Genomic DNA, 18,591 nt, shown 5'->3' on the forward strand with positions numbered 1-18,591 from the left:
TATTTGAAAATTTATATTTTCAGATTAGAACAATATTTCTTACTTTTGGGCTATGGAAAATTTCATCGTATCTGCAAGGAAATACCGGCCTCAACAGTTTGACACCGTTGTTGGTCAATCTCACATTACAGATACCTTAGAGCATGCAATTGAAGAAAATCAGTTAGCACAAGCATTGCTTTTCTGTGGCCCTCGTGGAGTAGGAAAAACTACATGTGCGAGAATCTTAGCGAGAAAAATTAACGAAAAAGACGGTTCGGTCTCAGAAGATGGTTTTGCATATAATATTTATGAATTAGATGCAGCTTCCAATAACTCGGTTGATGATATTCGTGAACTGATTGATCAGGTGCGTTTTGCGCCACAGGTCGGTCAGTATAAAGTGTATATTATCGATGAAGTTCACATGCTTTCATCGGCGGCGTTCAATGCTTTTCTTAAAACTTTGGAAGAACCGCCTGCTCATGCAATTTTTATCCTCGCTACGACAGAGAAGCATAAGATTATTCCTACTATTTTGTCACGTTGTCAGATTTATGATTTTAAAAGAATTACAATTCTCGATATTCAGGAGCATTTAAAAGGTATTGCAGCAAAAGAAAATATCAGATATGAAGATGATGCTCTGTATTTAATTGCCCAAAAAGCAGACGGCGCATTAAGAGATGCACTTTCAATATTTGATAGACTATCAACATTTTCACAGAAAAATATTACACTTGCTAAAGCAGCCGAAGTTCTCAATATTTTAGATTACGATCAATATCTGAAGATCATAGATTTTGCAAAAGAAAATAAAATTCCCGAAGTTCTTTTTGCTTTTAATGAAATTGTAAAGAGAGGTTTTGATCCGCATATTTTCATTGCAGGTTTAGGAAATCATTTCAGAGATTTAATGATGGCTCAAAATGCTTCAACTATTGATTTGATTGAAGTGGGAGAACATACCAAAACAAAATTTGTAGAGCAGGCAAAAAACTGGAATGCTCAGCAATTGATAGACGGAATTGAAATTTGCAATCATGCAGATATCAATTATAAAAACTCTAAAAATCCCCGACTTACAGTAGAGATTGCCTTAATGCAATTGGCTTCTCTTACTGCTTCTGGAGATATTGCTAAAAAAAAAAGTTCATAATATTAGCTCCATTTCTTCATGAGAAACAGGAGATTATACTGCCATCAAAAGGAGTAGAAAAAAAAGAAGAAATAGCAGCGAAATCTGAGGTTACTGAACATCAGCCACCTCAAGAACTTACAATTAAAACCGCTTCAAAACCATTATCAAGACCAAAAGTTTCATCAGGTTTCAGCATTAATTCTTTTATAAATAAAGAAGAAAAGCAGGAAGTTGAGGAAAAGCTAACTGTAGTTAATGAGCATTTGCAAGAGCATCATTTTACAGAAACTGATCTTCAGTCAGAATGGAATCTTTTATTGATGCAGCTTCGCGCCAAAGATCCTGTTATATTCAATGCTATCAAATCTTTCAAACTGGAAAAGATTGATGAAAAACTGATTCAGATTCAGTATCCTTCAGAATCTGCAAAAGTTGAATTTGACAAAATAAGTATTGAGTTTTTTAATCATTTTAAGCATAAAGTAAATAATCATGCAATTGTGTTTAATTTTAAGCACGATCCTCAAAATTTGAAACAGGAAGTACTTACAACCAAGAAAAAATTTGAGAAATTTGTCGAAATTAATCCACTTTTAAAAGATCTTGATGATTTAATGAAGTTTGATTTGACATAATTTTATATATTTGCCAAGTGATTTGTAGAAAATACGATTTTTACAAGTCTAAATTTAATTTAAAACTAAACAAAAAATTCTGACAGTCAACGTGGTAAAACTATTGTTCCCATATCTGTTTAATTTTGTACCTGCTAATCATTTTAGCAGCTATTTTAGTTTTGAAACTATTTATTATAGAAATTTCAGAAATTATTATCTGTTTTATTGGTATAGTTAACTGAATTTCTTTCTCAAAAAATACTGGAAAATCAATCATTTTCCATTTCCAATTTCACTGCAATTTTGTACCGGATTTTTTTGAAAAGAATTATAAATAAACTTTATAATGCTTATTCATTGAATATAATATTTAAATAAAAAAACACTTTAAAATGAACTTAATAGATTTAAAAAACGACTGGATTAATGAGTTTTCGCAACCAATGATCATTGCGGGACCTTGTAGCGCAGAAAGCGAAGCTCAAATGCTGGAGACAGCCAAAAGAATAAAAGATACCAATGCTCAGGTACCTATTTTCCGTGCAGGAATCTGGAAGCCTCGTACAAAACCCAATGGTTTTGAAGGAGTTGGAGTAATTGGTTTAAACTGGTTAAAAAAAGTAAAGCAGGAATACGGTTTTAAGACGGCCACGGAAGTAGCCAATGCGCATCACGTTTCAGCAGCTTTGGAAGCGGATGTTGATATTCTCTGGATTGGCGCACGTTCTACAGTAAATCCTTTTACGGTTCAGGAAATTGCTGAAGCTTTAAAAGGAACTGAAAAAACAGTTTTAGTTAAAAATCCTGTAAATCCAGATTTAGCGTTATGGATTGGTGCTTTAGAAAGACTTTTGGGTCAGGATATTAAAAATCTGGGGGTAATTCATCGTGGTTTTTCTACATACCAAAAAACAAAGTACAGAAATAACCCGAATTGGCAGATTGCTTTAGATTTTAAAAGTCAATTTCCGAACATTCCCATGCTGATCGATCCTTCTCACATTTGCGGAAACAGAACCGGCTTGGCAGATATCACTCAGGAAGCATTAAATGTTGGTTACCAGGGAGCAATTATAGAATCGCACTCCAATCCTGATGAAGCCTGGAGCGATGCTTCCCAACAGATTACACCGGAAGTTCTGGCTGATTTAATTTCAAACTTAAAAATAAGAAATTCCGGGATCGCAGGTTTTGATGACGAAATGGGAAGACACCGGACGTTGATTTCAGATCTTGATTTTCAAATGATAGAATTGCTTTCGCAGAGAATGAAGATCTCAGAACAAATCGGCAAGCTAAAGAAAGAAAACGATATCGCAATCTTCCAACCGGAACGCTGGAAAGTGATTACAGAATATGCAATTCAAAAAGCCAGAGAAACAGGAATGTCTCAGGATTTTATAGAAAAAGTTTTTAAGGCAATTCATGAAGAATCTATTGAAAAACAAAACAATATTATGATTGACAGAATGTAAAGAAACTGGAAATGGTAATAGGATTTGGCTTTGAAAAATCTAATGAATAGCTTAAACTAAATCCTGTTACCTAAATCCTAATTTCTTATATTTGCAGTCATATATATGAAAGGAAAAATCATTAAATCTACAGGAAGCTGGTATCAGGTTTTAGAAATGGAAACCGATAAGATTTTCGAAGCACGAATTCGTGGAAAATTCAAGCTGATTAAAACAAGGCTTACCAATCCTCTTGCTGTAGGTGATTATGTAGAATTTCAGCTTGAGCAGGATGATGTAGCATGGATTACCAAAATTGATCCACGCAAAAATTATCTCATCAGAAAAGCGGTCAATCTTTCAAAAGAAGCACATATCATCGCATCAAATATTGATATTGCCTGCTTCATTTTTACTTTGAAGCATCCTGAAACTTCATTTGGTTTTCTGGATCGTTTTCTTGCCTGTTGTGAAGCCTATAATATAAAGCCACTTATTCTTTTCAATAAAATGGATGTCTTAAATGACGAAGAAATTGAGGTGGTGAAAGATATTCAGTTTCTTTATCAGGAAATCGGTTATGACAGCCTTGAAATTTCTTCCTATTCAAAATTAAATCTGAATGATCTTCAGGAACTTGTAAAGAATCAGACTTCAGTATTTTTCGGGCATTCCGGGTGCGGGAAATCTACTTTGGTCAATGCGCTGCAACCTGATTTAAATCTTAGGACTTCAGAAATTTCAGATACTCATCTCAAAGGAAAACATACGACAACTTTTGCACAGATGCACTTTTGGCATTTCGGCGGAAATGTGATTGATACTCCGGGTGTGAGAGAATTTGCAATGATTGATATTGAAAAAGAAGAGGTACAACATTATTTCCCGGAAATTTTCAGAAAGAGAAAAGAATGTAAGTTTCATAATTGTATGCACATTAATGAACCGAAGTGTGCCGTTCTGAATTCTCTGGAGACAGGAGAAATTCAACATTCACGCTATTCTACCTACATCAAACTGATGGATGAAGCGGAAGAAAACTCTCAGAATTAAAAATATCTCACTTTTAAATTACAATACAAATTGTTCTATTAATTTAGAATAAAAGAGTTCGCTTATCTTAATTTAAATTTCCCTGTTTATTATTGTGAAATTCGTAAATTTATATACAAAAATTTACAAATAAAAAAACCCAGCCGAAGCTGGGTAAAAACTAATAACCATGAAAACTCAAATTAAACATGAGAATCGAATTATTAATTGCAATTTATGTGCCAAAATGTATGGTAAATTTTCTTAATAAAAGTTATTTTGTGTTAAAATTAAATTAAAATTATATTTAGATATTTTTTGTAGTTTTGTGCCATTAAAAAAATATACATTTATGTCTAACATTACATTCACTATGATTAAGCCTGATGCAGTTGCTGATGGACATATCGGTGCTATTTTAGGAAAAATTTCTGAAGGAGGTTTCAAAATTAAAGCTTTAAAATTAACTCAACTTACAGTTGCTGACGCCAAAAAATTCTATGAAGTGCATGCTGAAAGACCTTTCTATGGAGAATTGGTTGATTTCATGAGCTCAGGACCAATCGTTGCTGCAGTTTTGGAAAAAGATAACGCTGTGGAAGATTTCAGAACTTTAATTGGTTCTACAAATCCTGCTGATGCTGCTGAAGGAACAATCAGAAAAATGTTTGCCAGAAGCATTGGAGAGAACGCAGTTCATGGATCTGATTCTGATGAAAATGCTCTTATTGAAGCACAATTCCACTTTTCAGGGAGAGAGATTTTTTAACCAAAAACTCTTGTCAATAAAAAATCCGGAAATTATTCCGGATTTTTTTGTTATAATCAAATACTTCCATTTTTTGTGACATTTAGTCATAAAAAACAAATTGATTTATTCTCAATTTTTTGTTCATTCATCATTATAATTAAAATAAATAATTATTAAAATATTGTGAATAATGTAAAAATAATATGATACAATTATTTTCTAAAATTCATAATCAGTATATGTTGAAAAAATCCGTGTTTTTACGGATGTTTTCGTCTGATAAAAATCTCCATCTTTACAAAAGATAAATAAAGAATAAAAATATCATTAATCATCGTTATAGAAACTAATAACCATCATACTTTCTCTTTATATGAGAACAAAGAGCAGCTTTAATGAGCTGCTTTTTTGATTTACATTTTTAGAAGTTCGATCGTTTTTTCTGGACTTTCAGCTGAGAAAACTGCATTTCCTGCGACCAATACATCTGCTCCTGCTTCGAATAATCTGGAAGCATTGTCCAGATTTACACCACCGTCAATTTGTATAAGTGCAGTAGAATTATTGCTCAGAATTAAATCTTTAGTTTCTGCGATTTTTTTATACGTGTTTTCGATGAATTTCTGTCCACCGAATCCTGGGTTCACACTCATCAATAGTACCAGATCAACATCTGCAATGATATCCTCAAGCATTAAAACAGGAGTTGAAGGATTTAAAACAACACCGGCTTTTGCCCCTTTACTTTGAATTAAATTAATTGTTCTGTGTAGATGTACACAGGCTTCATAATGTACAGAAACCAGATCAGCACCATATTCTATAAATTCTTCAACATATTTTTCCGGCTCTACAATCATTAAATGTACATCTACGAATTTTTTTGCGTGCTGCTGAATTGTTTTCATAACCGGAAAGCCAAAAGAAATGTTGGGCACAAATCTGCCGTCCATCACATCAACGTGTAACCAGTCGGCTTGAGAATTGTTCAGCATCTCAATGTCTCTTTGCAGATTCCCAAAGTCTGCGGATAATAGGGATGGAGCGATGAGCTTAGTTTTCATTTTTATTTTTTAATTAAATTCAATAAATTATTGAGATAAGATTCAAGACTTCAGGTTATCTTTTTCTCTTTGTATTATTATATCAATAAAATCATTAATATACTGTTCTTTCATTTCTGCATATTTCTTTCTGTCTTGATTTGATTTTTCTGCCATTTCGTACTTTAATTGCTGATATTCTAGTCTAGCCCAGTCGTTCTTTTTCAAAAAATTCCGAAACAAAATATGCCTTTCTAATGCTTTGCTGTTAATTGGGCAAAGATAAAGATGGTGTTTTATGGTATCTAAAACATTATTGGAGTATTTTCCGTTTCTTTTAAAGACATCACGGTCAGTAATTCCTTGATTCCCGTTGTGATAATATCCGATTGATTCTAAACAAGATTTTATTTTATCCCAATCTGTTTGTTCGGTATAAATCAGGTCAATATCAATTATTGGTTTAGCGTCTAAATTTTTAACAGAAGTACTTCCAACGTGCTCTATGCGATATTCAATTCCGTCTAATCCTTTAGTTATTTCACGCTTTATTTTCTCAAAATCTTTAATCCAGTTCGAAGTGTATTTTTCGATTAGCATTCTATGTTTTTAAACAGTACAATAAATTGCTTAATGATACTTCAGTTTCATTTCAGGAGTGATGTTAAGAAGCGTCTCATAAATTAACTGAATGACATTTCCTACATCTTCTTTTGAAACCATTTCAACTGTCGTATGCATGTATCTTAAAGGCAATGAAATCAATGCACTTGGTACACCTCCGTTCGAATGCGCAAACGCATCAGTGTCTGTCCCTGTCGCTCTGCTTGCTGCAGCTCTTTGAAAAGGAATTTCTTTCTTTTTGGCAGTGTCGATAATCAATTCTCTGATCACATGGTGAACACTCGGTGCGAAAAAAACTACAGGACCGTCACCACATTTTTGGTCGCCTTCTTTTTTCTTCTCGATCATCGGAGTGGTTGTATCATGGGTAACATCGGTGACGATTGCAATGTTTGGTTTGATGGTGTCGGCAATCATATCTGCACCATACAGACCCACTTCTTCCTGTACAGAATTGGTAATATATAAACCAAATGGAAGTTGTTTTTTATTCTCTTTTAAAAGTCTGGCAACTTCGGCAATCATAAAACCTCCGATTCTGTTATCTAAAGCTCTGCAGACAAAATAACGGTCATTCATTTCAAAAAACTCATCGGGATAAGTAATCATACATCCGACGAAAATTCCCAATTCTTCAACTTCTTTTTTAGTAATTGCTCCGCAATCGATGAAAATGTTTTCAATTTTTGGTGTAGGTTCATCTTGGTTGGCTCCTCTTGTATGAATTGCAGGCCATCCGAAAACTCCTTTTACTATTCCTTTTTCTCCGTGAATATGGACAATTTTAGAAGGCGCAATAGTTTGGTCTGAACCTCCATTTCTGATCACATAGATTAATCCGTCATCTGTAATATAGTTAACATACCATGAAATTTCATCAGCATGAGCTTCAATCACAACTTTAAATTCAGCTTCCGGATTGATGATTCCATAGCAGGTTCCGTAGTGATCAACCTCAATTTTATCAACGTAGGGTGTGATGTAATTCATCCATACCTCCTGACCTTTGTGTTCGTATCCGGTTGGTGACGAAGTATTTAAATATTTCTCTAAAAATTTCAAAGATTTCTTCTCAAATTTCATATTTAAGGAATGATTTTTGTAGTTAAATTTTGTTATAATACGTGTAAAAATAATGAAATTTCATAAATTCACCTTTCTTTTTCTATTCTTTTTTGGAGTTGCTACATTCGGACAGCAGGGAGATTCTATTATTGCGAAGCCTTTAAGTCAATATCCTCAAGATCAATTGAAAATTGATGAATTTGGAAATCGATATTATTACGACGAAAGACAAAAAGCCAAAATCTACGAAATCAATGGCGAAACCGTGGTCGTGATGGATGAATTGGTTTTGTTAAATAAACCGAGATTTAACAATCAACTGGATAAAAATTATTATTATTTTCTCAATAAAAAATTATACAGAGTATATCCTTTATTTTTAACTGCTTTGGAGCAATATAAAGATATTCAGGTTGAAATGACCGTGATGGATACCGCAGCAAAAAGAAAATATGTAAAAGACCGTCAGAATATGCTTGCAGATCAATATGAAAAGCAATTAAAAGATTTAACTACAACCGAAGGGCAGGTTTTTGCAAAATTAATGAACAGAGCCACAGGAAAGAATGTCTTTGAAATCATTAAAGAAATGCGTGGCGGATGGAGCGCATTTTGGTGGAATGTGAAAGGAAAAATGGCAGATATTGATTTGAAAGATCAATACAATCCTCATAAAAACAGAACAGATGAGTTTCTGGAATCATTATTACAATCCAACTGGAATTCAGGTTATTTGCAGCCTTATCCGGGTGCGAAAGATTTCAGAATTTCTAAATAAAAATAATTCCTGTAAAGTTAATTTTTACAGGAATTTTTCTTTTAATTTTTCAAAAACAATTTTGTCTACAGGGAGAGTAAAAGGATTTATTTCAGTATTGATAGGAAGCCATTCTGTTTTTTCTATGCAGGGATCAAGAATAAGGAAGTCTTCTTCATTCACAATTTTTACCAGATAATATATTGTAAGAAGCTGTTCATTTTCTCTGAACCGAGAAACTAAAAAATTTTCCTGAGTATATAGATGCTCTAAAATATCAATTTTCACATTAAGTTCTTCATCAAATTCACGATGAAGACATGCTGTTAAACCTTCTCCAAATTCTAGTCCGCCACCAGGAAATTTTAATAACGGCTGTCCTGCATACTCTTCAAACAAAGTCAAAACTTTATTATCTTTTACAGCACAAGCATAAACTCTCACGTTTATTTTGTCAATCATATGTACTATTTTGTAAAGCTAAAATAGGGAAAAAAGTTAGAAATTAAGACTTATCAATTATGAGTCTACAAGTTTATACACTATTTCAATTATTACAACCTCTAACCTCTAACTTCTAACTCATAACTCATAACTTTATAGCATTGATCATTTCTCTTTTTCCGGGAGGACCTTGTTTTTTTTCTACATTAAAATTAAGTTCTTTCAGTATTCTTCTTACACTGCCCTTTGATGAGTATGTTGTTAACAGTCCGTTTGTGCTCATTTTGTCGGAAACTATTTCAAACAGTGGCTTTTCCCAAAGATCCGGCTGCACTCTTGCACCAAAGCAATCGAAATAAACAAGGTTAATCTTGGGTAAATCGATATTTTTCAGCTCAAAAAAATCACATTCAATTTTTTTCAGATTAAAACCTTTAATAATTTCAACGGATTTATCCCATTCAGTTTGATGAATTTTTTGATAAATATTTTTTAATTCTGGGTTATCAAAATGGTCGAAGTAGGCTAAATTTTCTATTTCAGATTCATTTATGGGATATTTTTCGAGCGTAAAATAATTGACTACATGATTTTTGTCAGTTTTTAAATATTCATTAATAGTTACCAAAACATTTAAACCTGTTCCAAATCCGAGTTCTAAAATGTTAATTTCGTAATCATTTATTAATATAAATCCATTATTGATAAAGACGTGTTCTGCTTCCTGTAAGGCACCATGATGTGAATGGTAATTTTCGTCTAAATAGCTGATAAATAGTGTTTTACTACCATCATTTGTAGTTCTGACTTCTCTTTTCAAGGTATTTTTTTTCAAATTTACTTCAAAATTTTTATATTTGGAAAATTATGTTAAATTTGTGGAACATCATAAAAATTTTAAGAAATGATAATTCAAAAAACAGAAAACTCTAGAATTTCTACTTTCGATCCCAATAATTTTTCGTTCGGAAATACTTTCAGTGATCATATGATCATCTGTGAATATGAAAACGGTAAATGGGGCGATGTGAAATTGGTTCCTTACGGTCCTTTATTATTTACACCAGCGATGATGGGAGTAAATTACGGACAGGCTTGTTTTGAAGGCATGAAGGCTTACAAAGACAATGACGGACAGGTTTTCCTTTTCAGGCCCGAAAAGAATTTTGAACGTATCAATAAATCTGCAAAGCGTCTTGCAATGCCGGAAGTTACCGAAGAAATGTTTTTGGATGGACTTAAAGCATTGGTAAATATCGATAGAGAATGGATTCCGCAGGGAGACGGAATGTCTTTATATATCAGACCTTTAATTTTTGCTACAGAAGAAGCCCTGAAAGCCAGAGTAGCCAATAAATATATGTTTGCCATTGTTGCTACACCGGCAAAAAGCTACTATTCTGAACCTGTATCAGTGAAAATTTCTGATCACTATTCTAGAGCGGCAAGTGGTGGAGTAGGATCTGCAAAAGCAGCAGGTAACTATGCAGCATCTTTTTACCCAACGCAATTAGCAATGGAAGAAGGATATGATCAGATTATCTGGACAGACGATGCAACACACGAATATTTTGAGGAAAGCGGAACAATGAATGTTTTCGTGAGAATCAACGATACTATTTATACGCCGCCAACTTCTGAGAAAATTTTAGATGGTGTTACCAGAGACAGCTTTATCCAGCTTGCAAACAAGAGAGGTCTTGACATGAAAATTGAACCTATCGCAGTGAAAGCTGTGGTAGAAGCCCACAAAAACGGAACTTTGAAAGAAGTTTGGGGTGTAGGTACAGCTGTTGTGACTACTGTATTTAAAGCCTTAGGACACCGTGGAGAAAAATTGCAGCTTCCAACACTTTCTGATGAAGAAAGTTATGCAGCACTATTGAAAAATGATTTGGTTAACTTGCAGAATAATGTAAGTGAAGATTCATTCGGATGGAGAGTACTGGTTGAAAAAGATGTTTTAGAAACAGCTTAATTCCGAATAATTAATTATTATATAAAGCCAGGATTTCTTCTTGGCTTTTTTTGTTTTTTTATATCCTTTGAAATGCGTATTTTCGCAAAAGTTTTATGAAAAAAATACTTCTCATATCTGCTTTAGGACTTTTAAGTTGTAAAAGAAATGCACCACAGGTTCATCCTCCTGTAGGTGGAGTATTGAGCCAGAATGATCTCGACGTTTCCAGAAACCGAATGAAAAATCTGAATGCTCTAGAAAGACAGCAGATTCAGGATTGGGTGAATAGTCAGGAGATTAAATTTTATCCTACTCAGCTTAATTACTGGACAACGGTAGAAAATTTCGACAAAAGACAGAGAAGACCGGATAATTCACCGATTTCCTATTCGTATGATCTCTATGATTTTGATCAGACTAAAATTTATGACCAGTCAATCAGCAGAAATAATGCGGTATTCGGACGTTTTGATGAATTGAAAGCAGTAGAAAATGCTTTAAGATATATGAATGACGGCGAAGAAGTAACGCTTCTTGTACCATCATCATTGGCTTACGGAACTTACGGTGACGAAAATAAAATAGATAACGATATTCCTTTAATTATAAAATTAAAAGTTCTATAAAATGAAATTGTTTAACAAAAATATAATTCTGGCAGCTGCAAGTGCATCGCTGCTAAGTTGTACACCAATTTATAAGAAAATGAACGTAGACAAAGAAACTTACGAAGGGCTTAAAGACGGACTTTATGCCAATCTACAAACTACAAAAGGTAACCTGATTGTAAAGTTTGAAGACAAAAAATCACCGGTTACTGTGGCTAACTTTGTTGGTCTGGCAGAAGGTAAAATTGATAACAAATCTAAAGCGAAAGGTGTTCCTTTTTACGACGGAACAATCTTTCACAGAGTGATCAAAGATTTCATGATTCAGGGAGGTGATCCTAAAGGTACAGGAACAGGAGATCCCGGATATAAATTCGAAGACGAAAAAAACGACCTTAAACATACAGGAAAAGGTATTTTATCAATGGCTAACTCCGGACCAAATACCAATGGTTCTCAGTTCTTCATCACCGAAATTGCTACTCCTTGGTTAGACGGTAGACACACCATCTTCGGGGAAGTTGTAAAAGGAGACGATGTAATTGACGCAATTGCTAATGTTGAAAAAGGAGCTCAGGATAAACCTAAAACGGATATCGTACTTGAAAAAGTAAGTATTTTCAGCAAAGGAGACGAATACAAAGGATATGATGCTGCAAAAACTTTCACGGAAGGTAAAGCTAAAATTGCAGAAAAAAATAAAGAATTTTTAGTTAAAGAAGAAGCTGAAAAGAAAAAGAAAGAAGAAGAATTTAAAGCTAATCAGCTGAAGATGGTTGAAGATGCAAAAGCAGGAATGCAGGTGACTGAATCTGGTTTGTTCTATAAAATCACAAAAAAGACTGAAGGAAAAGCACCAAAAGCAGGTGATAATATTTCTGTACATTATGCAGGGAAATTAGTAGACGGAACTGAGTTTGATTCTTCATTCAAAAGAGGTGAGCCCCTTGAGTTTCCTGTAGGAACCGGAAGAGTAATCAAAGGTTGGGACGAAGGAATTCTTTTGTTGAAAGAAGGTGAAACTGCTACACTTTTGATTCCGCCGGCAATGGCTTACGGAGAAAGAGGTGCAGGAGGAGTTATCCCAGCAAATGCATGGTTGATCTTCGATGTGGAATTGGTGAAAGTTCCTTAGTCGAATTAAGATAAAAATAAGAAAGCCGTCTCGTGAGAGATGGCTTTTTTGATTTTGATAAAAATACTACTATTTTATTTGGTGTGAAAAATTGTGTTTTTTCAACAATCCATTAAGGAAATTTCTGAATGATGTACTCATCCCATCCAATAGATAATAAGAATCTGTTCCGCTTCCTGTTTTTCCTTGCTTTTGAGCTAATATATCTTTGTTGGAATGTAACCTGTTACAATCCATACATACTGAAATATGGGCAACAGGTTTATTTTTCAAATAGTAAACAATACCAAGATGAGGATCAAAGCAGGCAGCAGTTCCCGCTCCATAAGATTTCTTATCGTCAAGTTTTGCATTCAGGATTTTTACTGTTTCCTTATCTAATGTAACTTTCTTTTTTGCAGTCTTCGATACATTACCGTCTTCATCAATGATGTACATACTTTCTGCTCCTTTCCCTCCGATGAAATCATAAATGATCACTTTATCAAACTGAAGTTTAGAAAATGTTTTATCCTGACCATCAATAGAAATGACAATAAGAATAATTACGGTGGTAATCAATTTTTTAAGTATCATACCAGCTTAACTAATAGGTTTAATCACCTTTCTTTCACCAATCTGCTGTCTCCACATCGCATAATACAATCCTTTTAAATCCAGAAGATTTTCGTGCGATCCCGTTTCTATCACTTTACCGCGTTCCAAAACATAAATTCGGTCTGCATGCATGATGGTGCTTAATCGGTGGGCAATCAATACGGTGATCTGTTCTTTTTCTTCAGAAATTTCTTTGATGGTTGTGGTAATTTCTTCTTCGGTAATGCTGTCTAAAGCTGAAGTCGCTTCATCAAAAATCAACAGGTTAGGTTTTCTCAATAATGCTCTTGGAATGGCTATTCTTTGTTTTTCACCCCCACTTAGTTTCAGTCCGCCTTCACCAATAACGGTTTCAATTCCTTTTTCTGCTCTTTCTATCAATGCCGTTGCACTTGATTTTTTTAGCGCTAAATCTAACTCTTCGTCTGTCGCATTTGGGTTTACAAACAAAAGGTTTTCTTTAATCGTTCCTGCAAAAAGCTGGGTATCCTGAGTGACAAAACCTATCTGATTTCTCAATTCATCAAAGTCGAATTCTTTTCCATTGATTCCATTATAAAAAATAGAACCTTCTTTAGGACGGTATAATCCCACTAATAGCTTAACCAATGTACTTTTCCCTGAACCACTCGGTCCCACAAATGCAATCGTTTCTCCGTTTTTTACCTCAAACGAAATATCGTTTAATGCTTTGTAAGATGCAGTCTGATGTTTGAAAGACACATGATCAAAAGCCAGTTTTTCTACAGCACCAATCTGTTTTGGAGTCTGAGGCTTTTCTTCCACAGGTTTTTTCATTAAATTATCAAAATTATGCAGCGATGCTTCCGCTTCACGATATGAGATAATGATGTTCCCGATTTCCTGCATCGGTCCGAAAATAAAGAACCCGTAAAACATCAATGATAAATACTGTCCGGGTGTCACAATGTTTCTGAAAATTAAATATAAAAGAGTAAGAGTAATCAACTGTTGCAGGAAATTCACCATCGTCCCCTGAATAAAACTTAAAGAACGAATGCTTTTCACCTTCTTTAATTCAAGTCCGAGAATTTTGTACGTGTTATTATTAAGACGTTTTACTTCCTGTTTTGTTAAACCTAAACTTTTTACAATTTCGATATTACGAAGACTTTCGGTTGTGCTTCCTGCCAAACCTGTAGTTTCTGTTACGATGGTTTTCTGGATGTTTTTAATTCTTTTACTTAATAAATTGGTAATGAATGCAATCAGGAAAATTCCCACCACATATACCGGCATAATCGACCAGTGCAAACGAATGGCATATACCGAAACGAAAATAATGCTCACCAGAATTCCGAAAAATATATTGATGAAATTGGTGATAAATTTCACAGAATCTTCTCTTACTTTCGTCAAAATAGAAAGCGTTTCGCCACTTCTCTGATCTTCAAATTCCTGATAAGGCAATGCCATAGAATGCTGCAAACCGTCTGTGAAAATGTTTGCCCCAAATTTTTGGGTAATGACGTTCACTACATAATCCTGAAAAGCTTTGGCAATTCTGCTCACCATTGCAGTTCCTATTAATAAGCCAAGAAAATAAAATGCTCCATGATAAAGATCGGTTCCGTATAAATATTCATCCAATGTTCTGGACATCTGTTTTTCTTTATCAAAAAAATTGGGATGCGTTACCAGCTGATCCAATATATTTCCGGTAATCGCAGGTCCGAATAAAGAAAAAACCTGATTGATCGTTGCCAAAACCAAAGATAAGATCAGCAACCATTTATGAGGTTTTAAATAATGTAATAATGTTTTCATACTTAGTAATTCTTCGGTGCAAAATTACTGATATAAATCGGATGCGCTGTGGTAAAATATTGAATTGCAGGAGAAGATTTTATGAGAACGAACCTCAGAATTTTACATATATTTGAAAAAGTTCTCCGAAGAGACAATTATATCAACTTCAATTACAATTTATCATCATGAAATTAAAATTTTTCACCCTTTTACTGGTACTTTTCTCTCTTTTTTCCTTTGCTCAGGCTAATGCAACTCCCGATGGTTTGGCAATCAAGAAGACACTCACTTATTTTGCCAACAGCATCAAATCTAAAAATATTGATCAGGCGATGAACACTATTTATCCCAAATATTTTACCATCATTCCCAAAGATCAAATGTCGCAGCTTCTGAATATGACTTACAACAATCCTTTTGTAAAAATCGATGTGCAGGATCTAAAGTTTGGGAATATTGAAACCCCTGAACTCATCAATGGTGAATATTTTTCAATAACCAATTATTACCTGAAACTAAAGGCAAATGTAGGATCTATGGATGAGCCTATGAGAAAGAAAATAGGAGAGATGCTTACTTCAAAATACGGTAAAGCCAACATAAAATATATAGCCAATGAAGGTTCTTACATCATCAATGCTCCAATGAAAGCCTGTGCGATAAGTAAAGATAAAAAAGCATGGAAGCTTGTGTTTGCAGACAAGGAGTTCAAATCACAGCTGGTGAAGCTGCTGCCGAAGAAGGTTTTGGATAAGATTTAAAATTTAACATTAATTTTATAATATTTTATTTCAAGATAGCATCAGATTATGGATTCCCATAAAAAGCAATAAGAAAAACGGTATATATTTGAAAAAAATAAAATTTATGGCAAAAAATATAACGAAATATTCAATTTTTTTAGGATCACCTAGTGATTTGCAGGAGGAGAGAATAGAAATTGAGAATGTAATTAAAGAATTAAATATAACTTTTGGAAATCGAGATAATATAATTCTTGAATTATTAAAATGGGAAACACATTCTGCACCCGGTGTCACCAATACTTACACACAGGATTTAATTAGTAAAGATATCGGCTATGATTATGATATATTTATAGGAATAATTTGGCAAAAATTTGGTACTAAAACGAATGCTGCAAATTCTGGAACTGAAGAAGAATTTCTTAATGCTATTAAAAGATTTGATAATAATGAGAATATTCAAATTTTATTCTACTTTAAAAATAAAGCTCCTCTTAGTTTGGATGATATTAATGTTGAAGAATTATTAAAGATCAAAAAGTTTAAAGAAGTTTTGAAAGAAAATAACGTCTTTTACAATTCTTTTAATGATACTGATGAACTTAAAACAAAGTTAAGGATGCATTTACCAAAACGAATTGATGACTTAAAAATTAATCAATTTAATTTGGATAATATGATTTTCGATGAAAACCAAATTGATACTGTTCTTGATGAAGATGAACAAGTTATTTTAGAGGATGATTTTGGTCTTTTTGATTATTTGATTGAATTTGAAACTTTGCTCATGAATGCAACTAATGCACTTTCTAACATAAGTGAAAGTACAACAGATATTGGAACCGAATTCTCAAAAAAAGCTGATGAAATAGAAAGAATAACAAATTATCCAAATCCAAATAAATTAGTGATTATTGAATTGTTTAAGAGGATTTCTAGATTAATGGATGAATATTCCAATAGAATAAAGGTTGAGAACTCAATATTTTATAATAATTTTAAAGATGCTATTGATATAGGATTGAAGTACATAAATAGCATGGAAAGTTTAGATAAACATCAGTACATTGAAAATTTAACATCTACATTAGAAGCAACTGAGTCTCTTTCAGAAAGTATGCCTTTAGCTATTGATGGGATGTCTGGATTTCATGATACAGTAAAAACTTTACCAAATTTACAAGCTAATCTTAATGTTTCTAAAAGAAAATTGGATAAACAACTTGAAGAACTAATATATAATTTGAGAGGAGCTAGAAACTTAACAAATGAATTCATTAGCGAAATCAAATATAAATTATCAAGACTTAAGTAATTTTTTTAGTCGAAAAAACGCCCTTTAGAGGGCAGTTATCATTTGAATCTTCTCTAAATCATTATTTCCAGTTATCTTTACCAACACAACATAGAGGAATAATTTCCTCAATATTTAATGGCTAGAATATATTAATAATAGATCTATTGCCTCTATAAAGTAACAAAAAAATTTTTCTAAAGTAGGAAGATTTCATTATTACTATGTCTTTTCGAAGCAGCAAAAAGAAATTATAAAATTCTCATTCCGAGGTAACCATATACATTTTTAAAAAATCTCACAGCATATTAATAAAGAATAGTATCAAATATTTCACTATTTTAGTACAAATTACCGCTATGAAGAAAAGTCTATTCTTGTTTTTTATATTCTGTATTACAGCGTTATCTGCACAGGGGAAAAAGTTTTTTGAAAGTGGGGAAGCAGTGCTTACAAATCCTATTGAAAAAATTAATCTGACTTTTGCCAACGAATTGCCTTTAGTGAAAGTTTTCATCAACGGAAAATATTATCAGTTTCTGTTCGATACAGGTGCGCCCACCGTTATTTCCCACGCTGTGTATAACGAACTGAATCTTAAAAAGAAACACTCCAGCAAAGTAAGAGATTCACAGAAAAACAAGCAGGAGCAGATTTTTACAATACTTCCTGAAATGACGATTGATCAGATTGTTTTCAAAGATATAGGGGCAGTAGTAATCGATCTTGAAGGTCCTGAATTTGGCTGTTTAAAGATAGACGGCATCGTAGGAGCAAGTCAGATGGCAAAATTATTCTGGAGATTCAATTATTCTGAAAATCTTCTTGAGGCTACAAAAGATCTTAATCTGTTTTCTACAAAGGGTTACGAAACGGTATTTAATTTTACGGTAAGACCTCAGAAAACTCCCATCATCGAAGGACTGGTTTTAGATCAAAAGATCAATTTCACTTTCGATACCGGATTTACAGGATCTATTAAAATTGGCGATCACTACTACGATCCCAAAAACGGAAAAGTACAATCTGTAGAAATGTACGGGGTGAATTCTGTGGGAGCATTCGGTACCGGAAAACCTCAATCTTCTTATAATTTCAGAGCTGAAGAATTAGTATTGGGCGGCGAAAAATTTAAAAACGAAATTGTAATGACCGGAAATTCCAGTTTGCTGGGGAATGAATTTCTGAAAAAATTCCAGTTCATCATCGATTGGCAGAATAATAAAATTTATCTCCACCGGATCAAAAATACTCCTGCAAAAATGGAGTCTTTCGGATTTGCTTACCGTTTTATTGATTATAAAGCTAAAGTGGTTCTGGTGTTTCAGGGAAATGATATTCCGGTAAAGGTTGACGATGAAATTTTAAGCATTAATGACACCAGTTTTGAAAATTTAAATCAGGATCTGTCTTGTCAATATTTACTGAACAGGGTAGAGAGAGCCGGAAATCAGATCAATATAAAAGTAAAACGTGACGGCAAAATTTTAGATTTTACGATGGATAAAAAGGAATTTTTGAATTAATATTAATTTTAAATGCTTTCAATTCGAGAAGATTTTAAAGAAATCGCA

The 18,591-nt window shown here is 33.4% G+C and carries 19 protein-coding genes; 12 read left to right on the forward strand and 7 right to left on the reverse strand.

Features of this window, described 5'->3' with window-relative positions:
- Positions 1-52 precede the first annotated feature (52 nt).
- The 5 genes from dnaX to ACZZ9T_RS11435 all read left to right on the forward strand — a co-directional run bounded on the left by dnaX (position 53) and on the right by ACZZ9T_RS11435 (position 4,992).
- On the forward strand, positions 53-1,138 hold the full coding sequence (gene dnaX / locus ACZZ9T_RS11415) for a DNA polymerase III subunit gamma/tau (protein ID WP_463442192.1): 1,086 nt from the start codon (positions 53-55) through the stop codon (positions 1,136-1,138).
- Between the two features lie 245 nt (positions 1,139-1,383).
- The gene (locus ACZZ9T_RS11420; RefSeq protein WP_463442193.1) at positions 1,384-1,755 is read left to right on the forward strand and encodes a hypothetical protein; all 372 of its coding nucleotides are present in this window, start codon (positions 1,384-1,386) and stop codon (positions 1,753-1,755) included.
- 374 nt (positions 1,756-2,129) lie between these two features.
- A complete protein-coding gene (locus ACZZ9T_RS11425) occupies positions 2,130-3,212 on the forward strand; it encodes a chorismate mutase (RefSeq protein ID WP_463442194.1) in 1,083 nt (360 codons plus the stop codon).
- A 105-nt stretch (positions 3,213-3,317) separates the two neighbouring features.
- The gene (rsgA, locus tag ACZZ9T_RS11430) at positions 3,318-4,244 is read left to right on the forward strand and encodes a ribosome small subunit-dependent GTPase A (protein WP_463432225.1); all 927 of its coding nucleotides are present in this window, start codon (positions 3,318-3,320) and stop codon (positions 4,242-4,244) included.
- 331 nt (positions 4,245-4,575) lie between these two features.
- Entirely contained in the window at positions 4,576-4,992 is a 417-nt protein-coding gene (locus ACZZ9T_RS11435; protein ID WP_129536993.1) for a nucleoside-diphosphate kinase, read from the forward strand.
- Between the two features lie 395 nt (positions 4,993-5,387).
- Here ACZZ9T_RS11435 and rpe read toward each other — a convergent pair whose 3' ends face one another.
- The 3 genes from rpe to chrP are packed head-to-tail and all read right to left on the reverse strand — an operon-like array spanning position 5,388 to position 7,724.
- Complete coding sequence (rpe, locus tag ACZZ9T_RS11440) at positions 5,388-6,038, reverse strand: ribulose-phosphate 3-epimerase (protein ID WP_463432227.1); 651 nt, start codon at positions 6,036-6,038, stop codon at positions 5,388-5,390.
- A gap of 42 nt (positions 6,039-6,080) precedes the next feature.
- On the reverse strand, positions 6,081-6,617 hold the full coding sequence (locus tag ACZZ9T_RS11445) for a GrpB family protein (protein ID WP_463442195.1): 537 nt from the start codon (positions 6,615-6,617) through the stop codon (positions 6,081-6,083).
- 30 nt (positions 6,618-6,647) lie between these two features.
- On the reverse strand, positions 6,648-7,724 hold the full coding sequence (chrP, locus tag ACZZ9T_RS11450; RefSeq protein WP_463442196.1) for a chryseobasin maturation metalloprotease ChrP: 1,077 nt from the start codon (positions 7,722-7,724) through the stop codon (positions 6,648-6,650).
- A gap of 52 nt (positions 7,725-7,776) precedes the next feature.
- Here chrP and ACZZ9T_RS11455 point away from each other — a divergent pair, with 52 nt between their 5' ends.
- Positions 7,777-8,484, forward strand: a complete 708-nt coding sequence (locus ACZZ9T_RS11455) for a DUF4294 domain-containing protein (RefSeq protein ID WP_463432229.1) — start codon at positions 7,777-7,779, stop codon at positions 8,482-8,484.
- Positions 8,485-8,508: 24 nt separating this feature from the next.
- Here ACZZ9T_RS11455 and ACZZ9T_RS11460 read toward each other — a convergent pair whose 3' ends face one another.
- Positions 8,509-8,925 carry an NUDIX domain-containing protein gene (locus tag ACZZ9T_RS11460; RefSeq protein WP_463442197.1) on the reverse strand — a complete coding sequence of 139 codons (417 nt, stop codon included), beginning with the start codon at positions 8,923-8,925 and terminating at the stop codon, positions 8,509-8,511.
- 127 nt (positions 8,926-9,052) lie between these two features.
- Positions 9,053-9,727 carry a tRNA (5-methylaminomethyl-2-thiouridine)(34)-methyltransferase MnmC2 gene (gene mnmC2 / locus ACZZ9T_RS11465; protein WP_463442198.1) on the reverse strand — a complete coding sequence of 225 codons (675 nt, stop codon included), beginning with the start codon at positions 9,725-9,727 and terminating at the stop codon, positions 9,053-9,055.
- 84 nt (positions 9,728-9,811) lie between these two features.
- Between mnmC2 and ACZZ9T_RS11470 the strand changes: the two genes are divergently transcribed.
- The 3 genes from ACZZ9T_RS11470 (at position 9,812) to ACZZ9T_RS11480 (ending at position 12,610) form a co-directional block, all read left to right on the forward strand.
- Positions 9,812-10,885, forward strand: a complete 1,074-nt coding sequence (locus ACZZ9T_RS11470) for a branched-chain amino acid aminotransferase (RefSeq protein ID WP_463432233.1) — start codon at positions 9,812-9,814, stop codon at positions 10,883-10,885.
- Positions 10,886-10,980: 95 nt separating this feature from the next.
- On the forward strand, positions 10,981-11,493 hold the full coding sequence (locus ACZZ9T_RS11475) for an FKBP-type peptidyl-prolyl cis-trans isomerase (RefSeq protein ID WP_463432235.1): 513 nt from the start codon (positions 10,981-10,983) through the stop codon (positions 11,491-11,493).
- A gap of 79 nt (positions 11,494-11,572) precedes the next feature.
- A complete protein-coding gene (locus ACZZ9T_RS11480; RefSeq protein WP_463443000.1) occupies positions 11,573-12,610 on the forward strand; it encodes a peptidylprolyl isomerase in 1,038 nt (345 codons plus the stop codon).
- A gap of 69 nt (positions 12,611-12,679) precedes the next feature.
- Here the strand turns inward: ACZZ9T_RS11480 and ACZZ9T_RS11485 are convergent, their stop codons facing one another.
- On the reverse strand, positions 12,680-13,186 hold the full coding sequence (locus ACZZ9T_RS11485) for a hypothetical protein (protein WP_463442199.1): 507 nt from the start codon (positions 13,184-13,186) through the stop codon (positions 12,680-12,682).
- Between the two features lie 6 nt (positions 13,187-13,192).
- A complete protein-coding gene (locus tag ACZZ9T_RS11490; RefSeq protein WP_463442200.1) occupies positions 13,193-14,995 on the reverse strand; it encodes an ABC transporter ATP-binding protein in 1,803 nt (600 codons plus the stop codon).
- Between the two features lie 167 nt (positions 14,996-15,162).
- Between ACZZ9T_RS11490 and ACZZ9T_RS11495 the strand changes: the two genes are divergently transcribed.
- The 3 genes from ACZZ9T_RS11495 to ACZZ9T_RS11505 all read left to right on the forward strand — a co-directional run bounded on the left by ACZZ9T_RS11495 (position 15,163) and on the right by ACZZ9T_RS11505 (position 18,543).
- The gene (locus tag ACZZ9T_RS11495; protein WP_463442201.1) at positions 15,163-15,738 is read left to right on the forward strand and encodes a hypothetical protein; all 576 of its coding nucleotides are present in this window, start codon (positions 15,163-15,165) and stop codon (positions 15,736-15,738) included.
- A gap of 106 nt (positions 15,739-15,844) precedes the next feature.
- The gene (locus ACZZ9T_RS11500; protein ID WP_463442202.1) at positions 15,845-17,038 is read left to right on the forward strand and encodes a DUF4062 domain-containing protein; all 1,194 of its coding nucleotides are present in this window, start codon (positions 15,845-15,847) and stop codon (positions 17,036-17,038) included.
- 338 nt (positions 17,039-17,376) lie between these two features.
- Positions 17,377-18,543 carry an aspartyl protease family protein gene (locus ACZZ9T_RS11505; RefSeq protein WP_463442203.1) on the forward strand — a complete coding sequence of 389 codons (1,167 nt, stop codon included), beginning with the start codon at positions 17,377-17,379 and terminating at the stop codon, positions 18,541-18,543.
- Positions 18,544-18,591 lie beyond the last annotated feature (48 nt).

This window comes from Chryseobacterium sp. AC417 (genome assembly GCF_979258215.1).